Annotated in this window: 22 protein-coding genes; 7 read left to right on the top strand and 15 right to left on the bottom strand. The window is 57.0% G+C overall.

The window, feature by feature from the left end; translation table 11 throughout:
* Window positions 1-8: 8 nt before the first annotated feature.
* Window positions 9-1,103: a fimbrial protein gene (locus tag ACQG1K_RS21705; RefSeq protein ID WP_367076290.1), complete on the top strand. Its 1,095-nt coding sequence runs from the start codon at window positions 9-11 to the stop codon at window positions 1,101-1,103.
* A gap of 31 nt (window positions 1,104-1,134) precedes the next feature.
* Here the strand turns inward: ACQG1K_RS21705 and ACQG1K_RS21700 are convergent, their stop codons facing one another.
* From ACQG1K_RS21700 to ACQG1K_RS21685, 4 genes are all read right to left on the bottom strand, one after another.
* Entirely contained in the window at window positions 1,135-1,497 is a 363-nt protein-coding gene (locus ACQG1K_RS21700) for a YibL family ribosome-associated protein (protein WP_022649764.1), read from the bottom strand.
* Window positions 1,498-1,555: 58 nt separating this feature from the next.
* Window positions 1,556-2,146 (bottom strand): mannitol operon repressor MtlR, encoded by a 591-nt coding sequence (gene mtlR / locus ACQG1K_RS21695; protein ID WP_023298873.1) that lies wholly within the window; start codon window positions 2,144-2,146, stop codon window positions 1,556-1,558.
* Window positions 2,143-3,306, bottom strand: a complete 1,164-nt coding sequence (gene mtlD / locus ACQG1K_RS21690) for a mannitol-1-phosphate 5-dehydrogenase (protein WP_150312875.1) — start codon at window positions 3,304-3,306, stop codon at window positions 2,143-2,145. The genes mtlR and mtlD overlap by 4 nt, the downstream gene beginning before the upstream one ends.
* Window positions 3,307-3,392: 86 nt before the next feature.
* Window positions 3,393-5,300 carry a PTS mannitol transporter subunit IICBA gene (locus ACQG1K_RS21685; RefSeq protein ID WP_022649761.1) on the bottom strand — a complete coding sequence of 636 codons (1,908 nt, stop codon included), beginning with the start codon at window positions 5,298-5,300 and terminating at the stop codon, window positions 3,393-3,395.
* A gap of 436 nt (window positions 5,301-5,736) precedes the next feature.
* Between ACQG1K_RS21685 and ACQG1K_RS21680 the strand changes: the two genes are divergently transcribed.
* The 3 genes from ACQG1K_RS21680 (at window position 5,737) to selB (ending at window position 9,669) form a co-directional block, all read left to right on the top strand.
* Complete coding sequence (locus ACQG1K_RS21680; protein ID WP_046620387.1) at window positions 5,737-6,345, top strand: glutathione S-transferase; 609 nt, start codon at window positions 5,737-5,739, stop codon at window positions 6,343-6,345.
* 103 nt (window positions 6,346-6,448) lie between these two features.
* Complete coding sequence (gene selA / locus ACQG1K_RS21675; protein ID WP_045308992.1) at window positions 6,449-7,834, top strand: L-seryl-tRNA(Sec) selenium transferase; 1,386 nt, start codon at window positions 6,449-6,451, stop codon at window positions 7,832-7,834.
* A complete protein-coding gene (selB, locus tag ACQG1K_RS21670; protein ID WP_023298869.1) occupies window positions 7,831-9,669 on the top strand; it encodes a selenocysteine-specific translation elongation factor in 1,839 nt (612 codons plus the stop codon). Before selA ends, selB begins: the two co-directional genes overlap by 4 nt.
* Before the next feature lie 3 nt (window positions 9,670-9,672).
* Here the strand turns inward: selB and ACQG1K_RS21665 are convergent, their stop codons facing one another.
* Complete coding sequence (locus tag ACQG1K_RS21665; protein ID WP_022649757.1) at window positions 9,673-10,557, bottom strand: ROK family protein; 885 nt, start codon at window positions 10,555-10,557, stop codon at window positions 9,673-9,675.
* 166 nt (window positions 10,558-10,723) lie between these two features.
* Here ACQG1K_RS21665 and aldB point away from each other — a divergent pair, with 166 nt between their 5' ends.
* Window positions 10,724-12,262 (top strand): aldehyde dehydrogenase AldB, encoded by a 1,539-nt coding sequence (aldB, locus tag ACQG1K_RS21660; RefSeq protein ID WP_367076294.1) that lies wholly within the window; start codon window positions 10,724-10,726, stop codon window positions 12,260-12,262.
* Window positions 12,263-12,394: 132 nt separating this feature from the next.
* On the opposite strand, the gene ACQG1K_RS21655 is transcribed toward aldB, so the two are convergent.
* Window positions 12,395-14,344 carry a glycoside hydrolase family 127 protein gene (locus tag ACQG1K_RS21655; RefSeq protein WP_063201718.1) on the bottom strand — a complete coding sequence of 650 codons (1,950 nt, stop codon included), beginning with the start codon at window positions 14,342-14,344 and terminating at the stop codon, window positions 12,395-12,397.
* Between the two features lie 10 nt (window positions 14,345-14,354).
* A complete protein-coding gene (locus ACQG1K_RS21650; RefSeq protein ID WP_022649754.1) occupies window positions 14,355-15,755 on the bottom strand; it encodes an MFS transporter in 1,401 nt (466 codons plus the stop codon).
* Window positions 15,756-15,980: 225 nt separating this feature from the next.
* On the opposite strand from ACQG1K_RS21650, the gene ACQG1K_RS21645 reads away from it, so the two are divergent.
* A complete protein-coding gene (locus ACQG1K_RS21645; RefSeq protein WP_022649753.1) occupies window positions 15,981-16,799 on the top strand; it encodes an AraC family transcriptional regulator in 819 nt (272 codons plus the stop codon).
* On the opposite strand, the gene araD is transcribed toward ACQG1K_RS21645, so the two are convergent.
* The 8 genes from araD to yiaK all read right to left on the bottom strand — a co-directional run bounded on the left by araD (window position 16,800) and on the right by yiaK (window position 24,378).
* Entirely contained in the window at window positions 16,800-17,495 is a 696-nt protein-coding gene (gene araD / locus ACQG1K_RS21640; RefSeq protein ID WP_038416909.1) for an L-ribulose-5-phosphate 4-epimerase, read from the bottom strand.
* On the bottom strand, window positions 17,489-18,349 hold the full coding sequence (locus tag ACQG1K_RS21635; protein WP_023298863.1) for an L-ribulose-5-phosphate 3-epimerase: 861 nt from the start codon (window positions 18,347-18,349) through the stop codon (window positions 17,489-17,491). The genes araD and ACQG1K_RS21635 overlap by 7 nt, the downstream gene beginning before the upstream one ends.
* A 2-nt stretch (window positions 18,350-18,351) precedes the next feature.
* Window positions 18,352-19,005 (bottom strand): 3-keto-L-gulonate-6-phosphate decarboxylase UlaD, encoded by a 654-nt coding sequence (ulaD, locus tag ACQG1K_RS21630; protein WP_023298862.1) that lies wholly within the window; start codon window positions 19,003-19,005, stop codon window positions 18,352-18,354.
* Window positions 19,002-20,507, bottom strand: a complete 1,506-nt coding sequence (locus tag ACQG1K_RS21625; RefSeq protein WP_038416907.1) for an FGGY-family carbohydrate kinase — start codon at window positions 20,505-20,507, stop codon at window positions 19,002-19,004. Before ACQG1K_RS21625 ends, ulaD begins: the two co-directional genes overlap by 4 nt.
* A 76-nt stretch (window positions 20,508-20,583) precedes the next feature.
* Window positions 20,584-21,903: an MFS transporter gene (locus ACQG1K_RS21620; protein ID WP_038416906.1), complete on the bottom strand. Its 1,320-nt coding sequence runs from the start codon at window positions 21,901-21,903 to the stop codon at window positions 20,584-20,586.
* 45 nt (window positions 21,904-21,948) lie between these two features.
* Window positions 21,949-22,875, bottom strand: coding sequence for a DUF4862 family protein (locus tag ACQG1K_RS21615; protein ID WP_015572754.1), 927 nt, complete (start codon window positions 22,873-22,875; stop codon window positions 21,949-21,951).
* A gap of 26 nt (window positions 22,876-22,901) precedes the next feature.
* Window positions 22,902-23,369: a YhcH/YjgK/YiaL family protein gene (locus ACQG1K_RS21610; RefSeq protein WP_058677328.1), complete on the bottom strand. Its 468-nt coding sequence runs from the start codon at window positions 23,367-23,369 to the stop codon at window positions 22,902-22,904.
* A 10-nt stretch (window positions 23,370-23,379) separates the two neighbouring features.
* A complete protein-coding gene (gene yiaK / locus ACQG1K_RS21605) occupies window positions 23,380-24,378 on the bottom strand; it encodes a 3-dehydro-L-gulonate 2-dehydrogenase (protein WP_023298858.1) in 999 nt (332 codons plus the stop codon).
* Window positions 24,379-24,602: 224 nt separating this feature from the next.
* Here yiaK and yiaJ point away from each other — a divergent pair, with 224 nt between their 5' ends.
* The gene (yiaJ, locus tag ACQG1K_RS21600) at window positions 24,603-25,421 is read left to right on the top strand and encodes an IclR family transcriptional regulator YiaJ (RefSeq protein ID WP_015572751.1); all 819 of its coding nucleotides are present in this window, start codon (window positions 24,603-24,605) and stop codon (window positions 25,419-25,421) included.
* Window positions 25,422-25,424: the final 3 nt, after the last annotated feature.

Below are 25,424 nucleotides of genomic sequence, written 5' to 3'. Positions count from 1 at the left end.
GGAATATCATGCGTCGTTTTATTCACTGGTTTTTCTATCTGAGCCTTCTTTCGCTTTTTGGCATGCTGAGTTTTCATGCGCACGCTCAGGCCTCGCCCTGCCGCACCACGCGCGATCAGTGGGTTGTCCAGGTACCCTACGCCATTGGATATGCTCCCGGCACCGCGGATTGGACGCCGGTTTCCGCGCCGATACAGTCTACCGGGCAAGACTTCTACAACTGTGATGGCGGTAGTGACCCCTGGCGTAGTATCGGATTTGTCGAGCTGGATAACCCCGTCGGCACCGTGGTGGGGGAAGACGGTGCGTCGCGGCACGTCTACAAAACCCAGATTGACGGCATCGGCTACGCGCTCGGGTTCCGCGAGCAGCAGTACTGTGGTGCGGATGCCGTACAGTATATTGACGGCACCAGCCCGGTAGACGGCAACGAGTCCCGGCGTATCTGCGATGCCTCACAGAATCCTGCCTTTGCCAGCGCCCCAACGTATAAATTGCAGTTCTGGGTGGTGTTTTACAAAATCCCGACGACCAGCCCCATGCCTGACGATAACGCCAACTCCCAGGAGCAAAATGTCGGATCGCTGATATTGCAGGCGGGAGAAAATCAAGCCAGCGCCACCAACGTGGCGACACCAGTACAGATTCATCTCGCCAGCTTCATCGTCAGGCGTACCAGCTGCTCAGTGGGCTCTCGCAGCATTCTTGTTCCCATGGGGAGCGTGAGCCAGCGTGAATTTCACGGCATCGGCTCCCGTGCCGGAGGCGGACGCTTCAGCATTCCGGTGACCTGTGAAAATAACACGGCGGTTAAGATGGGTTTCTTTGGCGATACCACGCCGGGCAACGATCGGGCGCTGGCGTTGACGAAGCAGGAGGATAGCGCCAGCGGTGTCGGGATCGAACTGCTTTACGGTGACAATACCGGTTCGGTTCAGGGGCAGGTGGTATCGTGGAACACCCCGCAGGTGTCAGCGCTTGGCCAGGTAGGGGATAACCAGACGCAGACCTTCTGGTTTGATGCGCATTACATTCAGACGGAAGAGAACGTAACGGCGGGAAAAGCGGATGCGATGGCCACGTTTAACCTGATTTACAACTGAGTTTCCCCTGCGCAGCGGCAGGGGAGAGCGATCAGAACGCGGTCTTACTAAAACCCGTCATCTCTTTCAGGCCCATTTCGCGGCCAAGCTCAGTCATCGGGTGCACCACCACCAGGCCACGGACGCTTTTCTTCAGCTTGCCCATGTCGGCCTGCTCTTTTTTGGTGATCGCGCGGCGATGCGGCATGTTCATCAGCTTCTGCGCCTCTTTACTCAGCTTCTGGCCTTTCACATCGCGCAGGCGCTCAATTTCCGCCTCCAGCTTCACGGACTCTTTTTCCAGCTCGGCATATTTCTCGGCGGAATCAACAAGGGAGAGGCCAGCCATCTGATGGCGGATCAGATCCAGACGGTCGCTCAGGCGTTTAATTTCGTTCTTTTCGACTTCTTTCATGACAAATAACTCTGAAAACGGGGAATTTACAGGGAAGGATACACCAATGTGTGCGGGCTTACTTCTGAAACGCTTTTTTTAAGCTGATTTTAGAAATCAGCTCAGTCAGGGAAAGCACCATGGTGGAGCGGACAACTTGTTGATAACGCAGCTTTTGCATCATGTACAGCTCTGGGTCGCTGTCATCAAACTGAGGTGCGGGAGGGAGCGCGGCTACGCAGTGCAGTTCGCCGAAGGGCCCCAGGATCTCATCATCGGTGAAGGTGTACTCATTGCCGTCATGATTGAGCTCTTCGCGCAGCGCCATTAACAGCTCGGCGTCTTCATACTCCTGACGGTTGAGCACGCCAAGACCGTAAATCAGCTTCAGCCGTACCGATAAATCGCCCAGCGGTCCGTCTCCGTCCAGTAACGGTTCTACAGCATACTTTACCGCGTAGTCGTCTTTGCGAAACACCTGAAGCACCAGAATGTTCACCGCCTCGGTTAACAGCTCGACGGCGGCGATCAGGAAACTTCGTACGGTTTTGCCAGCATTCAGACGCTCAAGCACACGATTTTCAAAGGCCTGGGTTTGTTCCATTATTGCCTGCATATCTGACAATCTGTTATTCGGGCGCAGGCTAACCTGCGCCGGACTCTGCATCATTTGGTTGCGTTGTATGCGCTGACCGCCTCCGCAACCACGTCACTGTTGGCATCCAGACCGGAAATCTGCGCCAGCGCAGCCTGTGCGCCTTTGTTATCAATCAGCTGAGCCAGCTCAATCGCCTGCGGGTCCTGCTCGCTGCGGTAGTGCATTGCGGCAGCGATTCCCTTCACCAGGTTAGCGTGCGGCAGACCGTATTCCAGCGTGCCCAGCAGCGGTTTAATCAGGCGGTCGCCCGCGCTCAGTTTACGCAGCGGCTGACGACCCACGCGCTCAACGTCATCTTTCAGATACGGGTTTTCAAAACGACCGAGGATTTTCTGGATGTATGCTGCGTGTTTATCAGCATCAAAACCGTAGCGTTTGATCAGCACCGCGCCGCTCTCTTCCATTGCCCCTTTGACCACCGCACGGATGTTCTCATCGAGGATCGCGTCACGAATCGTCTGATGACCGGCCAATTTCCCGAGGTACGCGGTTATAGCATGCCCGGTGTTCAGCGTGAAGAGTTTACGTTCGACAAATGCCATCAGGTTATCGGTTAATTCCATTCCCGGAATGGTCGGCAGCGCGCCCTTAAACTGAGTTTTATCAACGATCCACTCGCTGAAGGTTTCCACGGTTACTTCCAGCGGGTCGTTGGTGGCGGATTCTGATGGCGGAACGATGCGGTCAACGGCGGAATCCACAAAACCAACGTGCGCTTCAACCCAGGCTTTATCTTCCTCAGCCACAGCGGCCAGAACGTGGCCTTTCAGCTGCGTGGTGCCGCGCACCATGTTTTCACAGGCGATGATGTTCAGCGGCGTTTCAACGCCTTGTGCTTTACGCTTCGCCAGGCCTTTCGCGACCGCCGGGGCGATACGCTCAAGCACCACCGGACCCACGGCTGTGGTGACCAGATCAACGCTTGCGATGAGGTCAATCACGTCGTCGCCAATGCTGCTTACCGCGTTGACGCCAGAGACCGTTTCAACCTGTTCGTTTTCACCCACCACGTGAACCTGATAGCTATGACGGGCATTCAGGGCATCCAGAACCACCTGATTCACATCGGCGAATGTCAGGGTAATGCCTGCGTCTGCCAGCAGTTTACCGATAAAGCCACGACCGATATTACCTGCGCCAAAATGTAATGCTTTCATAGTGTTAACCTTCATCAATGTTTTTACCCGAGAGGGCTGGGGTGAGGAACGTTTTCCCCTCACCCTAGCCCTCTCCCCGGGGGGAGAGGGAAGAGGCGCTGTTACTTGTTAAGCAGAGCCAGAACTTCTTCAACGCTGGTGGTGTTGGCCAGACGCTCAATAACCGTTTCGTCATCCAGCGCGTTGGTCAGGCTGGTAATCACCTGGATATGCTCGTTGTTGCGAGCGGCGATACCAATCACCAGACGGGCGATGTCGTCCTCTTCTTCACCGAAGCGCACGCCGTCAGGATACTGACAGAACACCACGCCGGTTTTCAGCACGCGGTCTTTGGCTTCCACCGTACCGTGTGGAACCGCGATGGATTCACCCAGGTAGGTTGGGGTCAGCTTTTCACGCTCCAGCATCGCCTCAACGTATTCCGGCTGAACGTAGCCGCCTTTCACCAGCTGCTCACCGGCGAAGCGAATGGCCTCTTCTTTATTGGTCGCCGTGCGGCCAAGGAAGATGTTTTCTGCGCCCAGTTTGAACAGATGCGCGTTGCTCTCGTCGAAGCTGTCTTGCAGGCTGGTGCGCACTTTCACTTCGTTATCTTCATGGCGCTGGGCCGCAACCAGACGTTCTGTCAGGCTGGTGTACAAGCCGCTGTCGAGGAAGTTTGTCAGGGAAATGTGCTGCGCCTGCGGCACCTGACGCATAGCGCGCTCGGTCAGATCGCGGTGCGTGATCACCAGGTCAACGTCCGGCGGCAGGTTGTTAATCGCGCTGTTGGTCACGGAGATGTTGGTCAGACCCGCATCCTGCACTTTCTTACGCAGCACGCCCGCACCCATTGCGCTGGAGCCCATACCGGCATCACAGGCCACGATAATTTTACGCACGTGGCTCAGGTCGTTAGAGACATCACCCGCCGCCAGCGGCGTTGCGCCTTTGGATTCGGCTTTCATGTCATGCATACGACGGGTTGCCGCTTCGATATCGTCGTCTTCTTTCACCTTGCTGGTTTTCAGCAGGATAGCGGAGACCACGAAGGAGACGGCCATGGCCGCACAGATCGCCGCGATGTTCGCGAAGTAGGCGCCTTTCGGGGTCATCGCCAGCACCGCCAGAATAGAGCCTGGAGAAGCAGGAGACACCAGACCACCGCCCAGTACGCTCAGGGTGAACACGCCGGTCATACCGCCAAGGATAACGGCCAGGATCAGACGTGGGTTCATCAGCACATACGGGAAGTAAATTTCGTGAATACCGCCCAGGAAGTGAATGATCGCCGCGCCGCCAGCAGACTGTTTCGCGCTGCCGCGACCAAAGAACATGTACGCCAGCAGAACGCCCATACCCGGACCCGGGTTCGCTTCAATCAGGAAGAAGATGGACTTGCCGAGATCGTGTGACTGCTGGATACCCAGCGGTGAGAAGATACCGTGGTTGATGGCGTTGTTCAGGAACAGGATTTTCGCCGGTTCAACGAAGATAGACGCCAGCGGCAGCATGTCGTGCGCCACCATGAAGTTAACGCCCGCCGCCAGCAGTTTGGAGAGCACTTCAACCGCAGGACCAATGCCGAGGAACGCCAGAATCGCGAGGATCATCCCGATGATGCCCGCGGAGAAGTTGTTCACCAGCATTTCGAAGCCGGATTTGATCTTGCCATCAACCCAGACGTCAAATTTCTTGATCGCCCAGCCGCCCAGAGGACCGGCAATCATCGCACCGAGGAACATCGGCATATCCGCACCGACAATTACCCCCATGGTTGTGATGGCACCCACGACACCACCACGGTCACCGCCCACCAGACGACCACCGGTATAACCGATGAGCAGCGGCAGCAGGTACGTAATCATTGGGCCAACAAGTTTCGCCAGCGTTTCGTTAGGCAACCACCCTGTCGGAATAAATAATGCGGTGATAATACCCCACGCGATAAACGCGCCGATATTTGGCATCACCATGTTGCTGAGGAAACGACCAAAGCTTTGCACTTTGATCTTGAAATCGGATGACATAAAACACCCCTTCTTATGTTTACGCTTAGGCTTGTGGCCCGAGGTTTATCGTTAATGTGCGGCGGCAGAGGTAGCCGGGCCCTGTTCTGATGCTGTGAAATCTGGCACTGAATCGTTCAACTGTCCAGACAGCGGAATTTTGTGTGATCTGAATCACATGAATGTAGGGGGTGAGGATATTAATGAAGTGATCGCGATCACATAATGGGTGTGTAAAAAAAATACATTGCTCAGAATTACGCCAAAATGAGGACTGTTTTGTGATTAATATCACAATGTTAAGTTGGTTGTTTGTTTCCAGATTGTGATTTGATTCACAAAATATTTTTATGCAGATTTCTCCCGTATCCCCTCACGGCAGGAATGCGATACGTACACCTGCCTTTTTTCACGGCTTGATCCATACTGACCTCTTTATGGGCATTAAGGATAAGCAATGAAACTCATCGGCAGTTATACCAGTCCTTTCGTGCGTAAGATTTCGATTCTCCTGCTGGAGAAAGGGATTGAATTTGAATTCGTAAATGAACAACCGTACCACGCAGAGAACGGCGTTGCGCAGTACAACCCGCTGGGGAAAGTCCCGGCGCTGGTAACGGACGAGGGCGACTACTGGTTTGATTCCCCGATCATTGCGGAGTACATCGAGCTGCTTGGCGTTGCGCCAGCCATGCTGCCGGCGGATCCAAAAGCGGCGCTGGCGATGAAGCAAATTGAAGCCCTGGCGGATGGCATTATGGATGCGGCATTAACGTCCGTACGCGAGCAGGCAAGGCCCGCCGCCCAGCAGTCAGAAAATGAGCTGCTGCGCCAGCGCGAAAAAATCAGCCGCAGCCTGGATATGTGCGAACAGCTGATCCGCGACGGGAAAATTCAGAGCGATAGCCTGAATCTGGCGACGATCGCCATCGCCTGCGCCATTGGCTACCTTAATTTCCGCCGCGTCTCGCCGGGCTGGTGTGTGGATCGTCCGCTGCTGGTCAAACTGGCGGAGACGCTCTTCCAGCGCGAAAGTTTCGCCCGGACTGAACCACCAAAGGCTTGATGCGGGTTATAACACTTCCTGGCGGGAGGCGGTACAATCCCCCCACATGTTAACTCCCTCTCCCGTCGGGAGGGGGGAAGATATTTACTCGCCAGGCGCATTCATGACTACTCATCATTCCCTCTACAGCCAGATCCCCGCTACCGATCGTCTGCTTCGTGATCCGCGCATCACTGCGGTGCTGGAGCAGTTTGGCCATACTGCAACGGTCGACATGCTACGCCAGCTTCAGGACGATGCGCGTCGCCATATTCAGGCTGAGAACGCGCTACCCGGCTGGTGCGAGGCATGGGCGCAGGAAGTTGAACGGAGGCTGAGCAAGCACGCGCAAAGCGCGTTGCGCCCGGTTATTAACCTGACAGGCACGGTTCTGCACACCAATCTGGGCCGGGCACAGCAGGCAGAAGAAGCAATAGAGGCCGTCACCCGGGCCATGCGCTCGCCGGTGACGCTGGAGTACGATCTGGACGGCGCCGGGCGCGGGCATCGCGATCGCGCACTGGCGGATCTTCTCTGCCAGATCACCGGCGCGGAAGATGCCTGCATTGTGAATAACAACGCGGCGGCGGTGCTGTTAATGCTGGCGGCCACCGCGAGCGGAAAAGAGGTTGTCGTCTCTCGCGGCGAGCTGGTGGAGATCGGCGGGGCGTTTCGTATTCCGGATGTCATGCGCCAGGCGGGCTGCACGCTGCATGAAGTGGGCACAACCAACCGTACCCATGCAAAAGATTATCGCGCGGCGGTGAATGAAAACACCGCCCTGCTGATGAAAGTGCATACCAGCAATTACCACATTGAGGGTTTCACCAAAACGGTGGAAGAGGCCGAACTGGCCGCCATCGGGCGCGAGCTAAACGTGCCGGTGATTGCCGATCTCGGCAGCGGGTCGCTGGTGGATATGCGCCAGTACGGTCTGCCGAAAGAGCCAATGGTGCAGGAAATGGTTGCTGCGGGCGTAAGCCTGGTCAGTTTCTCCGGCGATAAACTGCTGGGCGGGCCGCAGGCGGGGATTATCGTCGGCAAGCGCGAACTGATTGCGCAGCTACAGCAGCACCCACTGAAGCGTGCCCTGCGTGCCGATAAAATGACGCTGGCCGCCCTGGAAGCCACGCTGCGGCTCTATCTCCACCCGGAGAAACTGGCTGACCGCCTGCCCACGTTGCGTTTGCTGAGCCGTGATGAAGCCTCTGTTCGCGCGCGGGCGGAAGCGCTACTGCCGCAGGTTGCTCCTCATTACCCTGAGTTTGAAGTTCGTATCGAGCCTTGCCTGTCGCAAATTGGCAGCGGCTCGCTGCCCGTGGACAGGTTACCGAGCGAAGCGCTGACGTTCACCCCGCGCGACGGACGCGGAAGCCAGCTTGAGGCGCTGTCGACGCGCTGGCGCGCATTACCGACGCCAGTGATTGGCCGGATCGGTGATGGTCGTATGTGGCTGGATTTACGCTGCCTGGAAGATGAAGGGCGGTTTCTGGAGATGATGTTGAAATGATTATTGCCACCGCCGGTCACGTTGACCACGGCAAAACCACGTTATTGCAGGCCATTACGGGCGTGAATGCCGATCGCCTGCCGGAAGAGAAAAAGCGCGGCATGACCATTGACCTGGGTTACGCCTACTGGCCACAGCCCGACGGTCGCGTGCTGGGCTTTATCGACGTGCCCGGCCACGAGAAGTTTCTTTCCAATATGCTCGCGGGCGTGGGCGGGATCGATCACGCTCTACTGGTTGTCGCGTGCGATGACGGGGTGATGGCGCAAACGCGCGAGCATCTGGCGATCCTGCAACTGACGGGAAACCCGCAGTTGACCGTCGCCCTTACCAAAGCGGACCGTGTGGATGAGGCGCGTATCAACGAGGTGCGTGAAGAGGTACTGGCGGCGCTGAGTGAATATGGTTTTAAGGATGCCGCTCTGTTTGTCACCGTGGCGACAGAAGGCCGCGGTATCGACGCCCTTCGCGACCATTTGCAGCAGATCCCGTCTCGTGAACATGCCAGCCATCACCGCTTCCGTCTGGCGATCGACAGGGCGTTTACCGTGAAAGGGGCTGGGCTGGTGGTGACCGGTACCGCGCTGAGTGGCGAAGTTAACGTGGGCGATACCCTGTGGCTGACGGGCGTGAACAAACCCATGCGCGTGCGCGGGCTTCACGCGCAAAACCAGCCGGTGGAACAGGCCCACGCCGGGCAGCGTATCGCCCTGAATATTGCTGGTGATGCCGAAAAAGACCAGCTTAACCGCGGCGACTGGCTGCTGGCCGACGCGCCGCCGGAGCCTTCTGAACGGATTATCGTTTCTCTACAGACCCACACGCCGCTGACCCAGTGGCAGCCGCTGCATATCCACCACGCGGCCAGCCACATCACCGGACGCGTGTCGCTGCTGGAAAACGATCTCGCCGAACTGGTGTTCGACTCCCCGCTCTGGCTGGCGGATAACGACCGCCTGGTTCTGCGCGACATCTCCGCGCGCGAAACCCTGGCGGGCGCCCGCGTGGTGATGCTGAATCCGCCCCGTCGCGGCAAGCGTAAGCCCGAGTATTTAGCGTGGCTGGCCTCGCTGGCCCAGGCCCGTGACGACAAGTCTGCGTTAGATATCCACCTTGAGCGTGGTGCGGTGGATCTGGCTGCGTTCGCCTGGGCGCGCCAGCTCAGCGGTGAAGGATTGCGTCTTCTGACGCAGGAGCCGGGTTTTATTCAGGCTGGCAACAGCCTGCTGAACGCGCCGGTGGCGGCGCGCTGGCAGCGCAAAGTGCTGAGCACGCTGGCGACCTACCATGAACAGCATCAGGATGAGCCTGGCCCGGGCCGTGAACGTCTGCGGCGCATGGCGTTGCCCATGGAAGACGACGCGCTGGTGCTGTTGCTGATTGAAAACATGCGTGAAAGCGGCGTGATTGCAAGTCATCACGGCTGGCTGCACCTGCCGGAACACAAGGCCGGTTTTACCGCTGAGCAGGACGCGGTCTGGCAAAAAGTGGCGGCGCTGTTTGGCGATGAACCCTGGTGGGTGCGCGATCTGGCGCGTGAAACCAATACCGATGAGCAGCTGATGCGTCAGGTACTGCGGCATGCGGCGCAGCAGGGCATGATTGTGGCGATCGTGAAAGATCGTTATTACCGCAACGATCGGATCGTGGCGTTTGCGAACCTGATCCGGGAGCTGGATCAGGCGCGCGGATCAACCTGCGCCGCAGACTTCCGCGATCGGCTGAATGTTGGACGCAAACTGGCGATTCAGATCCTGGAGTATTTCAACCGCATCGGGTTTACGCGTCGTCGTGGCAATGACCATGTGCTACGCGACGCGCAGTTATTTCCGTAAGCGTTAAGCGCTGCGCGCCTGCTTCTGCTTAGCCAGCCAGACCGCGCCCAGCCTTCCCGCCTGGTTACCCAGCTCGCAGGGAAGGATGGGCACCCGGAGCGCTTCCCACTCCTCGAATCGCTGTAAATATTTATCCAGCAGGAGATAGATTTTCTCCTGCTCACTAATGCCGCCGCCAATCAGCACCGCCTGCGGATCAAACATAGAGATCACGCTGTAAATACCGCGCGACAGACAATGCGCCCACGCTTCAATGGCCTCGCGCAGATGCACGTCGCTGTCCATGCGTTTAAACAGCTCCTCACCATCAGGCATCTCATCTTCCGACACGGCCAGCGCGCGGCGGCAGGCTTTCATCAGGCCACTGGCGGACGCCACTTCATGCATCGGCTCGCCCTCATTGCCTACGGGCAGCACGCCAAACTCACCCGCCCGGTAGTGCGACCCGCGGTAGAGATCGCCCTCCATGACGATACCGCCGCCGATGCCGGTGCCGATGGTGATGCAGACGAAATGCTCATAGTCCTTGCCCGCGCCCTGCCAGCGCTCGCCCAGCGCCGCGCAATTGGCATCGTTTTCGATTGTCACGGGGAGATCGGTCAGCTGTGCGAACAGTTCGCACAGGTTTTCGCCGTCAAGATAGTCCAGCGCCCCGGCTTTGGCCGCTTCGCCGGTATGGTGATTGATATGTCCTGGAAAACTCACGCCAATACTGGCGATCTCGTGCTCCTGGCAGTATTTATCCACTACCGTTTTCCACTTCTCTTTGAAGGTGCTTTCATCGTCCGGCGTATCATATTCATCGGATGTCAGTTCTTCGCCGTTTTCATTAATTACGCCGTGTTTGATGTGGGTTCCACCCACGTCAAAGCCGATAAATAGCTGCATTGCATCATTCCTCATGAGCCCTTGAGCTATTAAGTATGGCTGCGGCGGCAGAAACGAAACGTAAAGTACGGTAATCCGTGATGCGGCTCGTAAACCCGCTACCCGCTGGCGAGAAAATCACCAGCCGGAACTACCCTTGTTGTACAACAACAGCAAGGAGACGGTCATGACAAACAATCCTCCCTCATCGCGTATCCAGCCTGGCGAGTATGGTTTTCCCCTTAAGCTGAAGCCCCGCTATGACAACTTTATCGGCGGCGACTGGGTGGCGCCCGTCGACGGTGAATACTATTCCAACCTGACGCCCGTTACCGGCCAGCCGCTGTGTGAAATTGCCAGTTCGGGCAAGCGGGATATCGATTTAGCGCTGGATGCGGCGCATAAGGCGAAAGATAAGTGGGGGCAAATGTCCGTTCAGGACAGAGCGGCCATTTTGTTCAAAATCGCCGATCGGATGGAGCAGAATCTGGAGCTGCTGGCGACCGCAGAAACGTGGGACAACGGCAAGCCGATCCGCGAAACCATGGCGGCGGACGTGCCGCTGGCGATCGACCATTTCCGCTATTTTGCGTCCTGCATTCGTGCCCAGGAGGGGGGAATAAGTGAAGTTGACAAAGATACCGTGGCGTATCACTTCCACGAGCCGCTCGGCGTGGTGGGGCAAATTATTCCGTGGAACTTCCCGCTGCTGATGGCGAGCTGGAAAATGGCGCCCGCGCTGGCGGCGGGTAACTGCGTGGTGCTGAAACCTGCACGCTTAACGCCGCTTTCGGTACTGCTGCTGATGGAGGTGATTTGCGACCTGTTGCCGCCGGGGGTCATTAACGTGGTCAACGGGGCCGGGGGAGAGATCGGCGAATATCTGGCTACTTCAAAGCGTATTGCCAAAGTGGCGTTTACCGGCTCAACGGAAGTGGGTCAGCAGATCATGCAGTACGCGACCCAGAACATCATTCCGGTCACCCTGGAGCTGGGCGGGAAATCGCCGAACATCTTCTTTGCCGACGTGATGGATGAAGAGGACGCCTTCTTCGACAAAGCGCTGGAAGGGTTTGCGCTGTTTGCGTTTAACCAGGGCGAAGTCTGCACCTGTCCGAGCCGCGCGCTGGTGCAGGAATCCATTTATGAGCGCTTTATGGAGCGGGCGATCCGGCGCGTGGAGTCGATTCGCAGCGGTAATCCGCTGGATAACGTTACCCAGATGGGGGCGCAGGTATCGCATGGCCAGCTGGAAACCATCCTCAACTATATTGATATCGGTAAAAAAGAGGGGGCCGATGTGTTGACCGGCGGTCGTCGTAAGGTGCTGGGCGGCGATTTGCAGGAGGGCTACTACCTTGAGCCGACTATCCTGTTCGGTAAGAACAACATGCGCGTTTTCCAGGAGGAAATTTTTGGACCGGTGCTGGCCGTCACCACGTTTAAAACCATGGACGAGGCGCTGGAGCTCGCTAACGACACGCAGTATGGCCTGGGGGCGGGCGTCTGGAGCCGTAACGGTAACCTTGCCTATAAAATGGGCCGCGGCATTCAGGCCGGACGCGTATGGACAAACTGCTATCACGCCTATCCGGCTCATGCGGCGTTTGGCGGCTACAAACAGTCGGGCATCGGGCGCGAAACCCATAAAATGATGCTGGAGCACTACCAGCAAACGAAATGTCTGTTAGTCAGCTACTCCGATAAACCGCTGGGGCTGTTTTAATCTCCCGGCTCAGGCCGTCCCGGGCGGCCTGAGCCGGGTTAAAGCCGGGTGGCGGCTTCGCCTTACCCGGCCTACTTTTTACTCCCTCTCCCGTGGGAGAGGGCTGGGGTGAGGGCAACAGGCCGCAGTTATTCAGCCTTCATCCACCCATATCCGCATTTCCCCTTCTCCCCGGTTTGCCCAGCTGAACCACGGAATAAAGGTCAGCGTCTGGGGCTGACGTTCTACCGGCGAATGGTCGTACTGCCACAGGGCATCAGTGTCCTTCGCCTGACACCCAATCCCTTCCGCCTGTATCAGCATCTTGTGCGCGAAAATGCCTTTGCCTTCAAATACCCGAAACGCGCTGTCTTGCGGCAAAGAAAGGTTATGCAGATTTGCGCCGTTATCGGCTTCTTCCAGGCAGTAAACCAGCGGCCCACGCTGCAATGCGACTTTCCCCGCCTGCTGGCGCACCTGCGGGTTGCCGTACACGCGGCGGACCGGCATCGGTAACGTCAGCGTCAGCGTGTCGCCTTCCTGCCAGTTGCGGTTGAGGTATAAGTATCCACGGGAGACCTCGCCTGTAATGGCTTGACCATTGAGCGAAACAGCCGGTTCCGCACACCAGTCCGGCAGCCTCAGGGCCAGCGTGTGAGTCACCGGAACAGGTGAGGTTATCTCGATTTTCACCTGCTCATGCCACGGATAGTTTCCGCTAATACGCAGCTGGAGGGTGTTTTCCCCCACCGGAATGGCGACGTCGTTCCCCACGTACAGGTTGATCAACAGCGCGTCCGGGCGAACGGTATAAATATAGTGCCCCAGCGAGGTCAGCACGCGCGCAATATTCGGCGGGCAACAGGCGCAGCCGAACCAGCGCTGGCGCACCGGTTTCACGTGGTCATAGATATGGTTAAAGGCCAGTGTTTTCGGGTGCACTTCCAGCGGATTCACATAAAAGAAATGCTTACCGTCCAGCGCCATGCCACCCAGCACCGTGTTGTATAGTGCGCGCTCCATCACGTCGGCGTAGTGGCCGTCCGCCTCCATCTCCAGCATCCGGCGGGCAAACATCATCAGGCCGATGGAGGCGCAGCTTTCGGCATAGACCGTATCGTTGGGCAGATCGTAATCGCTGCTGAATGCCTCGCCGCTGCTTTGCGAGCCAATCCCGCCGGTGATGTACAGCTGGCGCTGTGCCATGTTGTTCCACAGCCGCAGGCAATCCTGACGTTTCCCTTCGTCGTTGCTCAGGCGCGCCAGATGCGCCATGCCCGCCATCAGATAGACGAAACGCACGGCATGGCCGATGGCCGTTTGTTGTTCCGCAAGGGGCTGATGTGCCTGGCTGTAGGCTTTGTCCTTGACCATCCACGCCGGGCCATAGGTGTTCCAGTATGACGTTCTGCCGCGCTTCTCATATTCGATATCGTAGAAGTGAGGCTGTGTGCCGCGTTCCTCAATAAAGTATTTCACCAGATTGAGATAGCGTGGCTCCTGCGTGACGTCGTACAGCCGCATCAGCGCCAGCTCGATTTCCGGGTGGCCCGGATAGCCGTGCAGCTGGTTTTCGCCCGGGCCAAACACGCTGTCGATATGATCCGCCAGCCTGCACACCACGTCCAGCAGGCGGCGCTTTCCGGTTCCCTGGAAATACGCCACGCCCGCTTCAATCATATGTCCGGCGCAGTACAGTTCGTGGCACTCGGCCAGATTGGTCCAGCGCTCGGCCGGTGCTTTCACCGTGAAATAGGTATTGAGATAGCCATCTTCACACTGCGCCGCTGCGACCAGCTCGATCACCTCGTCGGCGGTTTTTTCCAGTTCAGCATCCGGCTTCTGGCACAGCGACCACGCCACGGCTTCGAGCCATTTCGCCACGTCGCTGTCCTGAAAGACCATCCCGTAAAACTCCCCCTGTTCCAGACCGGCCGCGATGCGGAAGTTGGCGATGGCGTGGCTGGGTTCAGCCTCCGCCACGCGATCGTTAAGCGCATCCCACTGGTAGGGGATCACCACATCGCGGACCAGCCGTTGGTACTGACCAAGAAACGGGTCGTTGATTTTCAGCTGATGCAGGTCGGCTTCCATTATGGTCATATCGTTCTCCTCAGGACTGTACATGACGCTGGCGCAAATCGGTGGCAATGCGCGACATCACGGGATTGTTAAGCCTGCACCAGCGGATAGCGACCGCCAGCAGCAGGTGGAAAAGGGCAGGGAGCAGCGTCTCCATGGCGGTGATGCCCTGCAATGAGGCGGGTGTCTGGTTGCCCGCGCCTGGCTGATAGGCCACGGCAATAAACACCAGGCTGATGATCCCGGCGCTGGATGCCCACGCGAGCTTGATGAAAAATAGATTGAAGGCGAAATTCATCCCCGAGGAGCGCACGCCGGTTTTCCATTCGCCGTAGTCATCGGCAAAGGCCATTAGCGAGAAGTGAAGCGGCAGGGTGAAGCCCAGGATCACGCCGTTACTTAAAATCACGATAAGCCAGAGCGTCTGGTGCGCCGGGCCACCTGGCAGGAACCACATTCCCATAGCAAGCGCAGCGAGTACCAGGTTGGTGTAGTAGTAGAGTTTGACGGTATCAATCCGCCGCGACAGCGGGTTGACGATCACCGCGCCCAGAATGGCGGCAAAGGTCACCATGGTGAAAAACAGCGAGGTGTACGCCGTGCTGCCCTGAAGCACGTAGGTGATGAAGTACATGTACCCGCCGCCGCGAATGTTGAAGACGTTGATCAGCAGAAACGACATCACCAGCATCAGCAGCAGCTGATCGTTTTTACGCAGGCCCGCCAGGTGCTCGCGCAGGGTGAATTTCCCCATCAGCGCAAGCGGGACGCGCTCGCGCACCCAGAAGAAGCAGCACAAGAACATCACCACAGCGATGGCGCACAGTACGCCGACGCCCAGCTGATAACCCCGGGCGGTATTGCCCTGTCCCAGCTCTGACACCAGCCACGGCAGGCCAACGGAGACCAGAAAGCCCGCCACGCCGCACAGTACGAAGCGCCAGGACTGGCAGGATATTACCTCGTTGTGGCGGGTGGTCATGGTGTTGATCAGCGCGCAATACGGCACGTTGATGGCGGTATAGCCTACGGACAACAGCAAATAGGTGCCGAACGCCCAGGCGATTTTCACGCCCATGCTGGCGTCCGGGACGGTGAAGGTCAGCACGCCGACGATCCCGATGGGAAGCGCGACCCACAGCTGCCACGGACGAAAACGCCCCCAGCGGCTCTGCGTGCGGTCGGCAATCACGCCCATCACCGGATCGGAAATCGCGTCAAATACCCGAAGAGCAATAAACAGCGTGCCCACCAGCGCGGGCGTCAGGCCAAATACATCGGTATAGAAAAAGGTCAGGAAGTTCATGATCAGGCAGGTAATTACCGTGCCGCCCGCGTCGCCCAGGCCGTAGCCAATTTTCTCGCGGACTGACAGTCGGTCATCGGCTGCCTGTTTTGCAACTTCTGCGTCTGTAATTGGTGTGGAAGTCATGGGGTAACTCCTCGATAAACGATTTTTTATCGTATTTGTGCAAGGTACCCCATTTATTCTGCATTCAACGGGCAGACCAACAAGGGAAGGGAAAAGTATAAAAAGGTGACGATTCCGACCTGATGGTAAAACTGTGAGTTTGATCGAGCTGTTCTGCTGATATTTATTAATAATCAAACAATAAACGCAATATTAGCCACCATAAAAGCGGGAAATTGAATATCCATGCTTGAATTATCCATAGCACTTCCGATTAAGGTTCAAAATGGCGGGTTATTTATCTCCCGGGGCGTGGGTCGTCATCCCGCACGAAAATTATCTTCGTGGGAGATAATCTTTGTCGAAAAAGGGACATTAACGATCCAGGAGGAAAATACGCTGTTTGAGGTAAACGCCGGCGAGAGTTTATTACTTTGGCCGAAGCGGCGGCATGTCGGCGTGGAAGATTTTCCGGGCGATCTCAAATTTTACTGGCTGCATTTTGAGGTGGATGAAGGCTTGCCTGCGTTGCCAGGTGCGACGCCACTGTCGATTGAGCAACACTGTAGCGTGCGGGATCCGCAATATGTTATTGCGTTATTCCGTCAGTTTTTAAGCGAGCAGGAAAAATTACAGCGTAGCCAGGCGCTGGAGATAATTTTGCTGTTAATTTTGCAGCAGATATCGCTCTCGCCGGGATATGAAGATAAAGCGGATGATGCGGGCGCAGCAATGGCGTGGAAGGCCAAACAGCTTATCCGCACTCACTTTCATTTGCCCATATCCACTTCACAGCTGGCGAAAGAGCTGCACTGCAACGCAGATTACCTGGGGCGAGTATTTCGCCGGACGTTTCATTTAACCCTGACGGAGGCAATACACCGCCAGCGCGTCAGGGCCGCTGAAAAATTGTTGCTGAACGATGCGGCCTCATTAACTGAAGTGGCCACCCGGTGCGGTTTTAATGACGTGGGTTATTTCCGGCAGATATTCTCGAAACATACCGGGTTAACGCCCGCCGTCTGGAAACGGCGGTACTGTAAAGAGCATATTAATTCCGGATGATTACTGGCCGTAATAGGCATTTGCGCCATGCTTGCGCAGGTAATGCTTATCCAGCAATTCCTGCTGCATAACCGGAAGCTGTGGTGCAAGCTGGCGCGAGAAAAGCCCCATATAGGCGCACTCTTCCAGCACCACGGCATTGTGTACCGCATCGGCAGCGTCTTTGCCCCAGGCAAACGGGCCGTGAGAGTGTACCAGCACCGCCGGGACCTGCATCGGGCTTATGTCGCGCTCCTCGAAGGTTTTGATAATGACTTCCCCCGTCTGGTATTCATATTCACCCGCGATTTCAGCCGTGGTCATCAGCCGCGTGCAGGGGATCGCACCGTAGAAATAGTCCGCGTGCGTCGTGCCCCATGCGGGTAAATCCTGCCCCGCCTGCGACCAGATGGTGGCGTGGCGGGAATGGGTATGCACGATGCCACCAATTTCCGGGTAACGACGATACAGCGCGAGATGGGTCGGGGTGTCGGAGGAGGGTTTTTTACTCCCCTCGACCACTTTACCCGTGGCGATATTTACCACCACCATATCTTCTGCGGTCATCACGTCGTACTCCACGCCGGATGGTTTGATCACCATCATGCCGCTGTCACGGTCAACCGCGCTGACGTTGCCCCAGGTGAACGTCACCAGCTGGTGGGCGGGCAGGGCGAGATTTGCCGCCAGCACCTCGGCTTTGAGTTGTTCTAACATGTCATGCCTCCTTCCTGCATTCGGGCCTCAATCCAGCGGCGCGCCTGGATGATCTCCAGTACCGGCTCTTTGGCTTTCTCGGTCCACATTTCAATCAGAAATGCGCCGCGATAGTTAAGTTGATTTAGCGTGTTAAACACGCCAACGAAATCGACGCAGCCCTCGCCAAACGGCACATCGCGGAACTGGCCGGGGCTTTTTTCGGTTACGGGCCGGGTATCTTTCAGATGGATAGCGGCGATGCGGTCAATGCCCAGCGTCAGCTCGGCGGTGACGTCGTTGCCCCACGCGCTCAGGTTGCCGACGTCCGGGTAAACGCTGAACCACGGCGAGGCGAGCATGTCGTCCCACTTTTTCCACTTGCTGATGGAGTTCATAAACGCGGTGTCCATGATCTCTACCGCCAGCATTACCTGCGCGGCAGCGGCCTGCTCTACAGCCCACGCCAGCCCTTCGGCAAAGCGCTGTTGCGTGCCCTCGTCGTGCTCCTCGTAGTACACGTCATAACCCGCAAGCTGGATGGTGCGAATACCCAAATCACGGGCCAGCCGGATGGCTTTGGTCATGATCTCGCGGGCGCGTTCGCGCACGGTGTCATCGCGGCTGCCAAACGGGAAGCGACGATGGGCAGACAAGCACATCGACGGGATGGCCACGCCGGTCTCCAGCATCGCTTCCACAAGAGAGGCGCGCTGCGTGGTACTCCATTCAAGGCGCGATAAACGCTCGTCGGTCTCATCCACCGACATCTCCACAAAATCGAAGCCGCAGCTTTTTGCCAGAACCAGGCGCTCCGGCCAGGAGAGATCTTTTGGCAGCGCTTTTTCGTAAATCCCTAACGGATGCTGACGCATGGTTACTCTCCCCAGATGTCGCGAATTTGTGAATGGAATGCTTGTGCCACCTGCGGCGGATTGGCGGCGCCTGCCAGCGCGCGCCCGGCAATGAAGGCTTTGACGTTGATCTGCTTAAACAGCGGCAGGTCAGCGGGGGTGATACCGCCAGTGATGGAAAGCTGTAGCCCGATATCGGACAACGCCTTCATTTTGCTGAGATCCGCCTCGCCCCACTGCTGGCCGCTGGCCTGTGCGTCGCGTCCACGGTGGTATATCGCCTGCTTCACCCCGATGCGGTGCCACGCGCGCGCGTCGTCCAGCGTCCAGTTGCCAAACAGCTCCATCTGGATCTCGCCGCCGCCGCGCAGTGCGACCTCGTGGCCACGTTCAACGGTGGCCAGCGGGGCGGCACAGATGATGGTCATCCAGTTTGCGCCTGCGCCAAACGCCTGCTCAGCCAGCGTTTCTCCGGCATCGGCGACTTTCCAGTCCGCCACGATAATTTTATCCGGACACTGTGCGCGCAGGGCGCGAACGGCGTTTAGCCCTTCGGTCAGGCACAGGATGGTGCCGGCTTCGACGATGTCGACGTGATCGGAAAGCGTCGCGACATCCCGCTGCGCGGCCTGAAGTGAGGTGTGGTCGAGCGCCAGTTGCAATAATGGTCGGCTCATAGGTCGTACTCCTTAACACGGGCGTGATAGCCCTGTAATGCTGAAATCAGTAGCTGGTAACGGTGATATTTGCGCTGGTAGGCGGCATGGGCACGCATGTCAGGTTCAATCATCCGGATGTCATGCCTGAGGGCGCGCTGAGCGGCGTAAAAATCGGGATAGAGACCTGTACCGACGAGCGCGGCCAGCGCCGCACCGGAACAGCCGGTCTCCTCCACCTGCGGGAGTTCAATCGCCAGGCCGCTGACGTCCGCGAGCATCTGCATCCACACGTCCGAATGGGTGGGGCCGCCCGTCACGCGCAGGGTCTGCACGTGGGGAAAGCGTTCGAGCATACGGTTGAGGTGGGTCATGTGGCTGAATACCACCCCTTCATAAACCGCCTGGAGGAGGTGCGCGCGGGTATGCAGCGCCTGCAAACCATAGAAGCCGCTGGTCATCTCCAGTCCGGCGTTGCTGCCGTAGATGAAAGGCAGGAAGAACACATCGCTTTCAGCTTTTGGCAGGCTGGCCACGGCGTGGTTAATCTCATCGAATGACATTTCGCCCCATTGGGCCGTCAGCCATTCCAGGTTGCCGGACGAGGTGGGGCTGGCTTCGTGAACGATGAACTGCTGCGGATGGACATAGCGGCCATAGACGTAGGGGAACGGCTCGTTGTCGCGGATGCCGTGGGCAATCCCACTGGTCACGGCCCAGGTCCCCATTACGGCATTCAGCGTATTTTCGTCATGCAGCCCGGCGCAGATCGCGGTGGAAACCACATCAAACAGTCCACCAACGACGGGAGTACCCGCCGTGAGACCGGTCAGTGCGGCTGCCTGAGCGGTGATTTCCCCGCAAATTTCTGCTGAACCGATAATAGGCGGCAGGGCACCGTCAATGTCGCTGATGCCGAGCCAGCGCGTGAGCTGCGGATCGTACTGCCCGGTATTCATGTTGTAGAGATTGGATTCCGAGATGTTGCTCTCTTCGCAGCCTTTGACCCCGGTCAGACACCAGCGCAGGTAATCGTGCGCCATCATCACGCTGCCGATTTGCTGATACCGCTGCGGCTCGTTCTCTTTAACCCAGCGCAGGAGTGAGGCCGGATGCCCCGTCCACAGCGTCTGGCGAGTATGCGGATAGAGCTTTTCGGGTATACCGTCCTGCTGCCAGCGTTGCACGATCTCCAGCGCACGGCGATCGGAGGAGAGTATGGCGTTACCCAGGGGGCGATCCTGTTTATCGAGCAAAAATAGCCCCTTGCCCTGGGCTGAAATGCCAACGCCTTTAATCTGACCGCCGTCAGCGCCTGAATTTTTAAGCAGCAGGGCGACGGTTTTGTGGCAGTGCTGCCAGAGCTGGTGCATATCCCGCTCGGCGTAGCCAGCGCGTGGGCTGAGCGTGGCCACTGAGCGGCGTTCAATACAGACTTCTTTGCCCTGGCTGTTGTATAAACCGGCTTTCAGATAAGTACCGCCACAATCGATACCCAGCCAGAAGGGCTCTTTTTCACTCATCTTCTTCTCGCTTAATTGCCGGGTGGCGCTTCGCTTACCCGGCCTACGGTTTGGTTTAGTGAATCAGGTGAGGGCCTCAGGCCGCACGCTTATGCGAGTTCACCGTGGGGTTGGGCTCTGCTCCGGCATCGCATTTCGCCGGTAACATCAGGGCCAGCAGCGATGCCAGCGCCAGCGAAACCGCCAGGCAGTAAACGCCTGCGTCTTTGCTGTACAGGGTGATCAGTACGCCTACCGCATAAGGACCACAGAACCCGCCGAGGTTGCCCAGGGCATTAATCACGCCGCGAGCGCCACCCGCCATCTCAGCGCTGAACAGACGCGCCGGGATGGTCCAGAACACGCCCGCTGCGGATTGCAGGAAGAAGCCACAGCCCACCAGCGCGGCATAGGCCAGCCAGGTGTGCTCTTTCAGCGCCACGGAGAGGAACATGCAGAGCGCAAAGCCAATCAATGGCAGGGAAACAAACAGCTTGCGCTTGCCGGTGCGGTCAGAGAGCGTAGAGAACAGGAACATGCCGGCAATGGCGCCGATGTAAGGCAGAATGGCGAGCATTCCCACCTGGCCGATGCTGGTGTGCGTCAGTTCTTTCAGAATGGTGGGCAGCCAGAGGGTGTAACCGTAAATGCCGGTCTGGTAGAAGAAGTTGAGGGCGATCAGCTGCCACATGGTTTTGTCAGACAGCACCGCGCTGAGCGAGGCGTTTTTCACCTCTTTACCCGCAATGGCCTGCTGCTCTGCCGCCAGGGTTTGTACCAGGTAGTTTTTCTCGGCCTCAGAGATCCAGCGTGCTTCCTGCGGCCGGTCGTAGACGGTGAACGCCCACAGCACCAGCACAACAACGGACATCAGACCTTCAATAATGAACAGCCAGCGCCAGTCGAGAGCGGTAATAATCCAGCCCGACAGCGGGGCGGTGATGATCCCGGCGATGGGCACGAACATGATCACAATCGCGTTGGCGCGGCCGCGCTCGGCATCCGGGAACCAGTTACTGATCATCGTGAGCACAACGGGCAGCATCCCACCTTCCGCCACGCCGAGTAAGAAGCGCAGTACCAGCAGCTGATACTGGTTGGTCACAAGCCCGGTCAGAACCGAGATCACCGCCCAGGCAACCAGCGACCAGCCGATAAACTTCTTACCGCTGCCGTGCACGGCAATTTTGCCGCCGGGAACTTGCAGGAACAAATAGCCAATAAAAAAGATCCCCCCCGCCAGGCCCGCCATCGTGGCGGAAATGCCCAGCTCTTCGTCCATACCGCCGGGCATCGCAAAAGCTATATTTACGCGGTCCATATAGGAAATAATGCAGGCGATAAGAATAGGGGGAATGATCCTTAGCCAGCGCTGGCGCGGAATGTCCGCGTGTAGAGCATTAGAAGAAATATTCATAGTTAATATCTCAGTGAAGGTAACCGGAAAATGTATTCTTTATTTTTATTGTGATGCTTTATTCATAGCGCTAATGCCGTCGCGCAAAATAGCGATGCGATGGCTGACGTCAGCATTAGCATTTATTTCCAGTAATTTAATACCGGAGAATTTCAATGTTGCGGCGCTCGCCGCAGTAAACAGCGTTTTTACATGTTCAGTGGACATGAGACTGTCGGCGCAGAACGAAGAAAACGGCGCGTGCAGATCCTGCCATTCTCCATACTCACCGTGAGGGGTCGTGCCCGAAAACATCAGCGCCCCCAGCTTCCCGGCAGCGAGTGCCGCCTGAACATGTTCCAGCGGAAGGGCGGTGTTGCGACCTTCGATGGCCGAACGTGCCCAGTTGATACAGACGCTGATATCGGTCTCTTTCACTACCTCCAGCACCTGCTCTAAGGGCAAGAACCCTTTACGCGGCGCCGGGCCATTCATCGCATCACAGTGTTCCAGCACCAGATCGCAGCCCCAGTCCCAGCTCGCGATTTCCCGTACTGAGCGGGAGAATGCTTCTGTCGCTTGCTCGACAGAATCATTACCCGCCTGCGGTGCGGCCTGCATTTCCAGAGCGATCACTTTCCCGGGAAAGCGGGTGTTAACGGCATCAATCTTTTGATGCAGATGGCGGTAATATTCAATGCACGCTTTACGCTGTTCTTCGTCCGCGGACGCCAGGCCAAACGCGCCGTTGCTGCCGCGGCGGCGCATGGTTTCCATAACGGCTGTGACAACGATCTGCCAGTCGCCCGGCGTATGACGAAACAGCCATTCATCACCAAACGGATGGAGATTTTCAAGGCAAGGTTGTTCCAGCCCGCGAATATTTGGCGTGTCGGAAAGTTCCCGCCAGAAGGCGTATTCTTCCTGCTCCCCTTTCTGGTGAAATGAGGGTGCACAGGGGTACGCACCAATAATAAAACCGGTGTTGGTCATTTCGCATTCCTGTATTTATCAGAAAATTAATCTAATTCGCTGATGGCCACTTTCACCACAATTTTACGAATTGCGGATCCCTTGTTTTTAATACAGGCAGGACGGTGAACATCCTGCGGGAAAAATATGGCGTAACTGCCAGGTATCATTTCGATAAGCGACTCGTGTTCGCTGTCGTGATAAAAAATAATATCCCGTTGCTCCAGCAATGATTCGCTGATTTTGTTATTCCCGGTATCAATAGCAATACCGATTTTTTCTTCGCCCCAGGCCAGAAACTGGATATCCAGATAGCGGCGATGGACTTCAGGGCGGTTCTCGTGTTGTTCCTTTGTGGTGAGGTCGAGAACCTGGGCAAAAATGTTGCGGCCTTCAATTTCGATCACGCCCGGTGCCAGGGTGGTGAAATCCGTGGTACGCAGAAAATTAAGCGCCTTTTCTATCGCCAGCGGCAGGCGACATGGATTTGGCTGTGCAATATGTCCGAATATCATGACCCACTCCTTACAGAGACTGGATTTTCGCCCACACGCTGTCGTCAATCGTGATGCCGTTGCGGCGGTTCTCCTCCAGCAGGCGTGTGAACTCATGGCCTGGCAGACGGACGGCGACGTTTTCATCAGCGCGTTCTGCGGTGGTGATGAAGTCCATGATGCGCTGTAGTTTGGCATCGCGGGTTGGACCGTCGATCAGGCGATCCACTTCGATGGCGATAAAGATCTGCGATACGCCATATTCGTCGCTGTTGTCCTGGGTCACTTCCGCAACGGATGCGCCGTCAGAGAGCAAGGTGGCGATCATGTCGAGCACAATCGATAAGCCAGAACCTTTCCAGTAGCCCATGGGCAGAATGCGGCGGTTTTTCTCAATCACGCCCGGCTCTCTGGTTAGATTGCCCTCATCGTCAAAGCCGCCGTCGACCGGTAATTCGCGTCCGGCCATGCGATTCACCTCCAGCATGCCGTAGGAGAACATCGACATCGACATATCGACCATGGTGATTGGATTCGACGGAATGGCAACGATCAGGGGGTTTGTGCCGATGCAGCATTCTTTTGATCCCCACGCGGGCATCACGGCAATAGAGTTGGTCCAGCAGATGCCGATATAGCCTTTTTCCGCCGCCTGCCAGCCGTAGCTACCGCCGCGCATCCAGTGGTTAGCATTACGCAGCGCCACCACGCCGATCCCGTGATCGGACGCCAGCTCGGTAGCACGGTCCATCATCTTCTTCGCCGTCAGGTTGCCGATGGAACGCTGCGCATCCCACTGTTCGATGGCGCCTAATGTCGTTACGCGTTTCGGCTGGGCGTCAGGGAGGATGTCGCCTGCGTCAAGCTGCTGAATAAATCGCGGGAAGCGGTTGACGCCGTGTGAATAAACGCCGGACTCCGTGGTGCGGGCGAACATCTCGGCGCAGGCGTCTGCGGTATCCGCTTTTACACCGCGATCGAGCAGAACCCGATTGAACGCCGCTTTCAACTCTTCGAAGGTCACTTTCATCCCTGTTCTCCTGTTTTTTTAGGGGCAAGTTCGAGTGCTTTTTTATCGCTAAATTTCACTATGCGAAATCTGATTTCAAATATAGCGATCAAATTTTGTCAGATCAACGACATTCACGTTTTTCAAAACCGATTAAAATCAAATGGTTGTGTTTTTTCTGTTGAGATCGTGAACTAAACCACACTTTGCGCTACCATCAGGGCGCGATAAACAGGAGCCATTTGATGAGCATAAAAGAGAGCGAAATGACGCAAGAAAAAGAGAGGCCAGCAGGTAGCCAGAGCTTGTTTCGCGGCCTGATGCTGATTGAAATCCTCAGTAACTATCCGAACGGGTGTCCGCTTGCGCATTTATCAGAACTGGCGGGGCTGAATAAAAGCACTGTGCACCGGTTATTGCAGGGGTTGCAGTCGTGCGGGTACGTGACGCCGGCGCCGGCGGCAGGGAGCTATCGTCTGACCACTAAATTTATCGCCGTCGGGCAAAAGGCGCTTTCATCGCTCAATATTATTCACGTGGCGGCGCCGCACCTCGAGGCGCTGAACATTGCCACCGGCGAAACGGTCAACTTCTCCAGCCGTGAAGATGACCACGCGATCCTGATTTATAAGCTTGAGCCGACAACCGGTATGCTGCGCACGCGCGCATATATCGGCCAGCATATGCCGCTCTATTGTTCTGCGATGGGCAAAATCTATATGGCGTTTGGTCATCAGGATTACGTGGCGAGCTACTGGGAAAGCCACCAGGAACAGATCCAACCTTTGACCCGCAACACCATCACCGAACTGAGCGCGATGTATGATGAGCTGGCGGAAATTCGCGATCACAGTATGGCGATGGATAAAGAAGAGAACGAGCTGGGTGTGTCATGTATCGCCGTGCCGGTCTTTGATATTCACGGGCGCGTGCCCTATGCCATCTCCATTTCGCTGTCGACGTCGCGCATGAAGCAGGTGGGCGAGAAAAACTTGTTAAAACCGCTGCGTGACACGGCGGAAGCTATCTCGAAAGAACTGGGGTTTAACGTGCGCGAGGCGTAACTG

The sequence above is a fragment of the Enterobacter cloacae complex sp. 402C9 genome, assembly GCF_050030745.1.
GTDB classification, from domain to species: Bacteria; Pseudomonadota; Gammaproteobacteria; order Enterobacterales; family Enterobacteriaceae; genus Enterobacter; species Enterobacter intestinihominis.
Note: the sequence above shows the minus strand (reverse complement) of the source record. Positions and strands in the feature narration are given on the sequence as shown.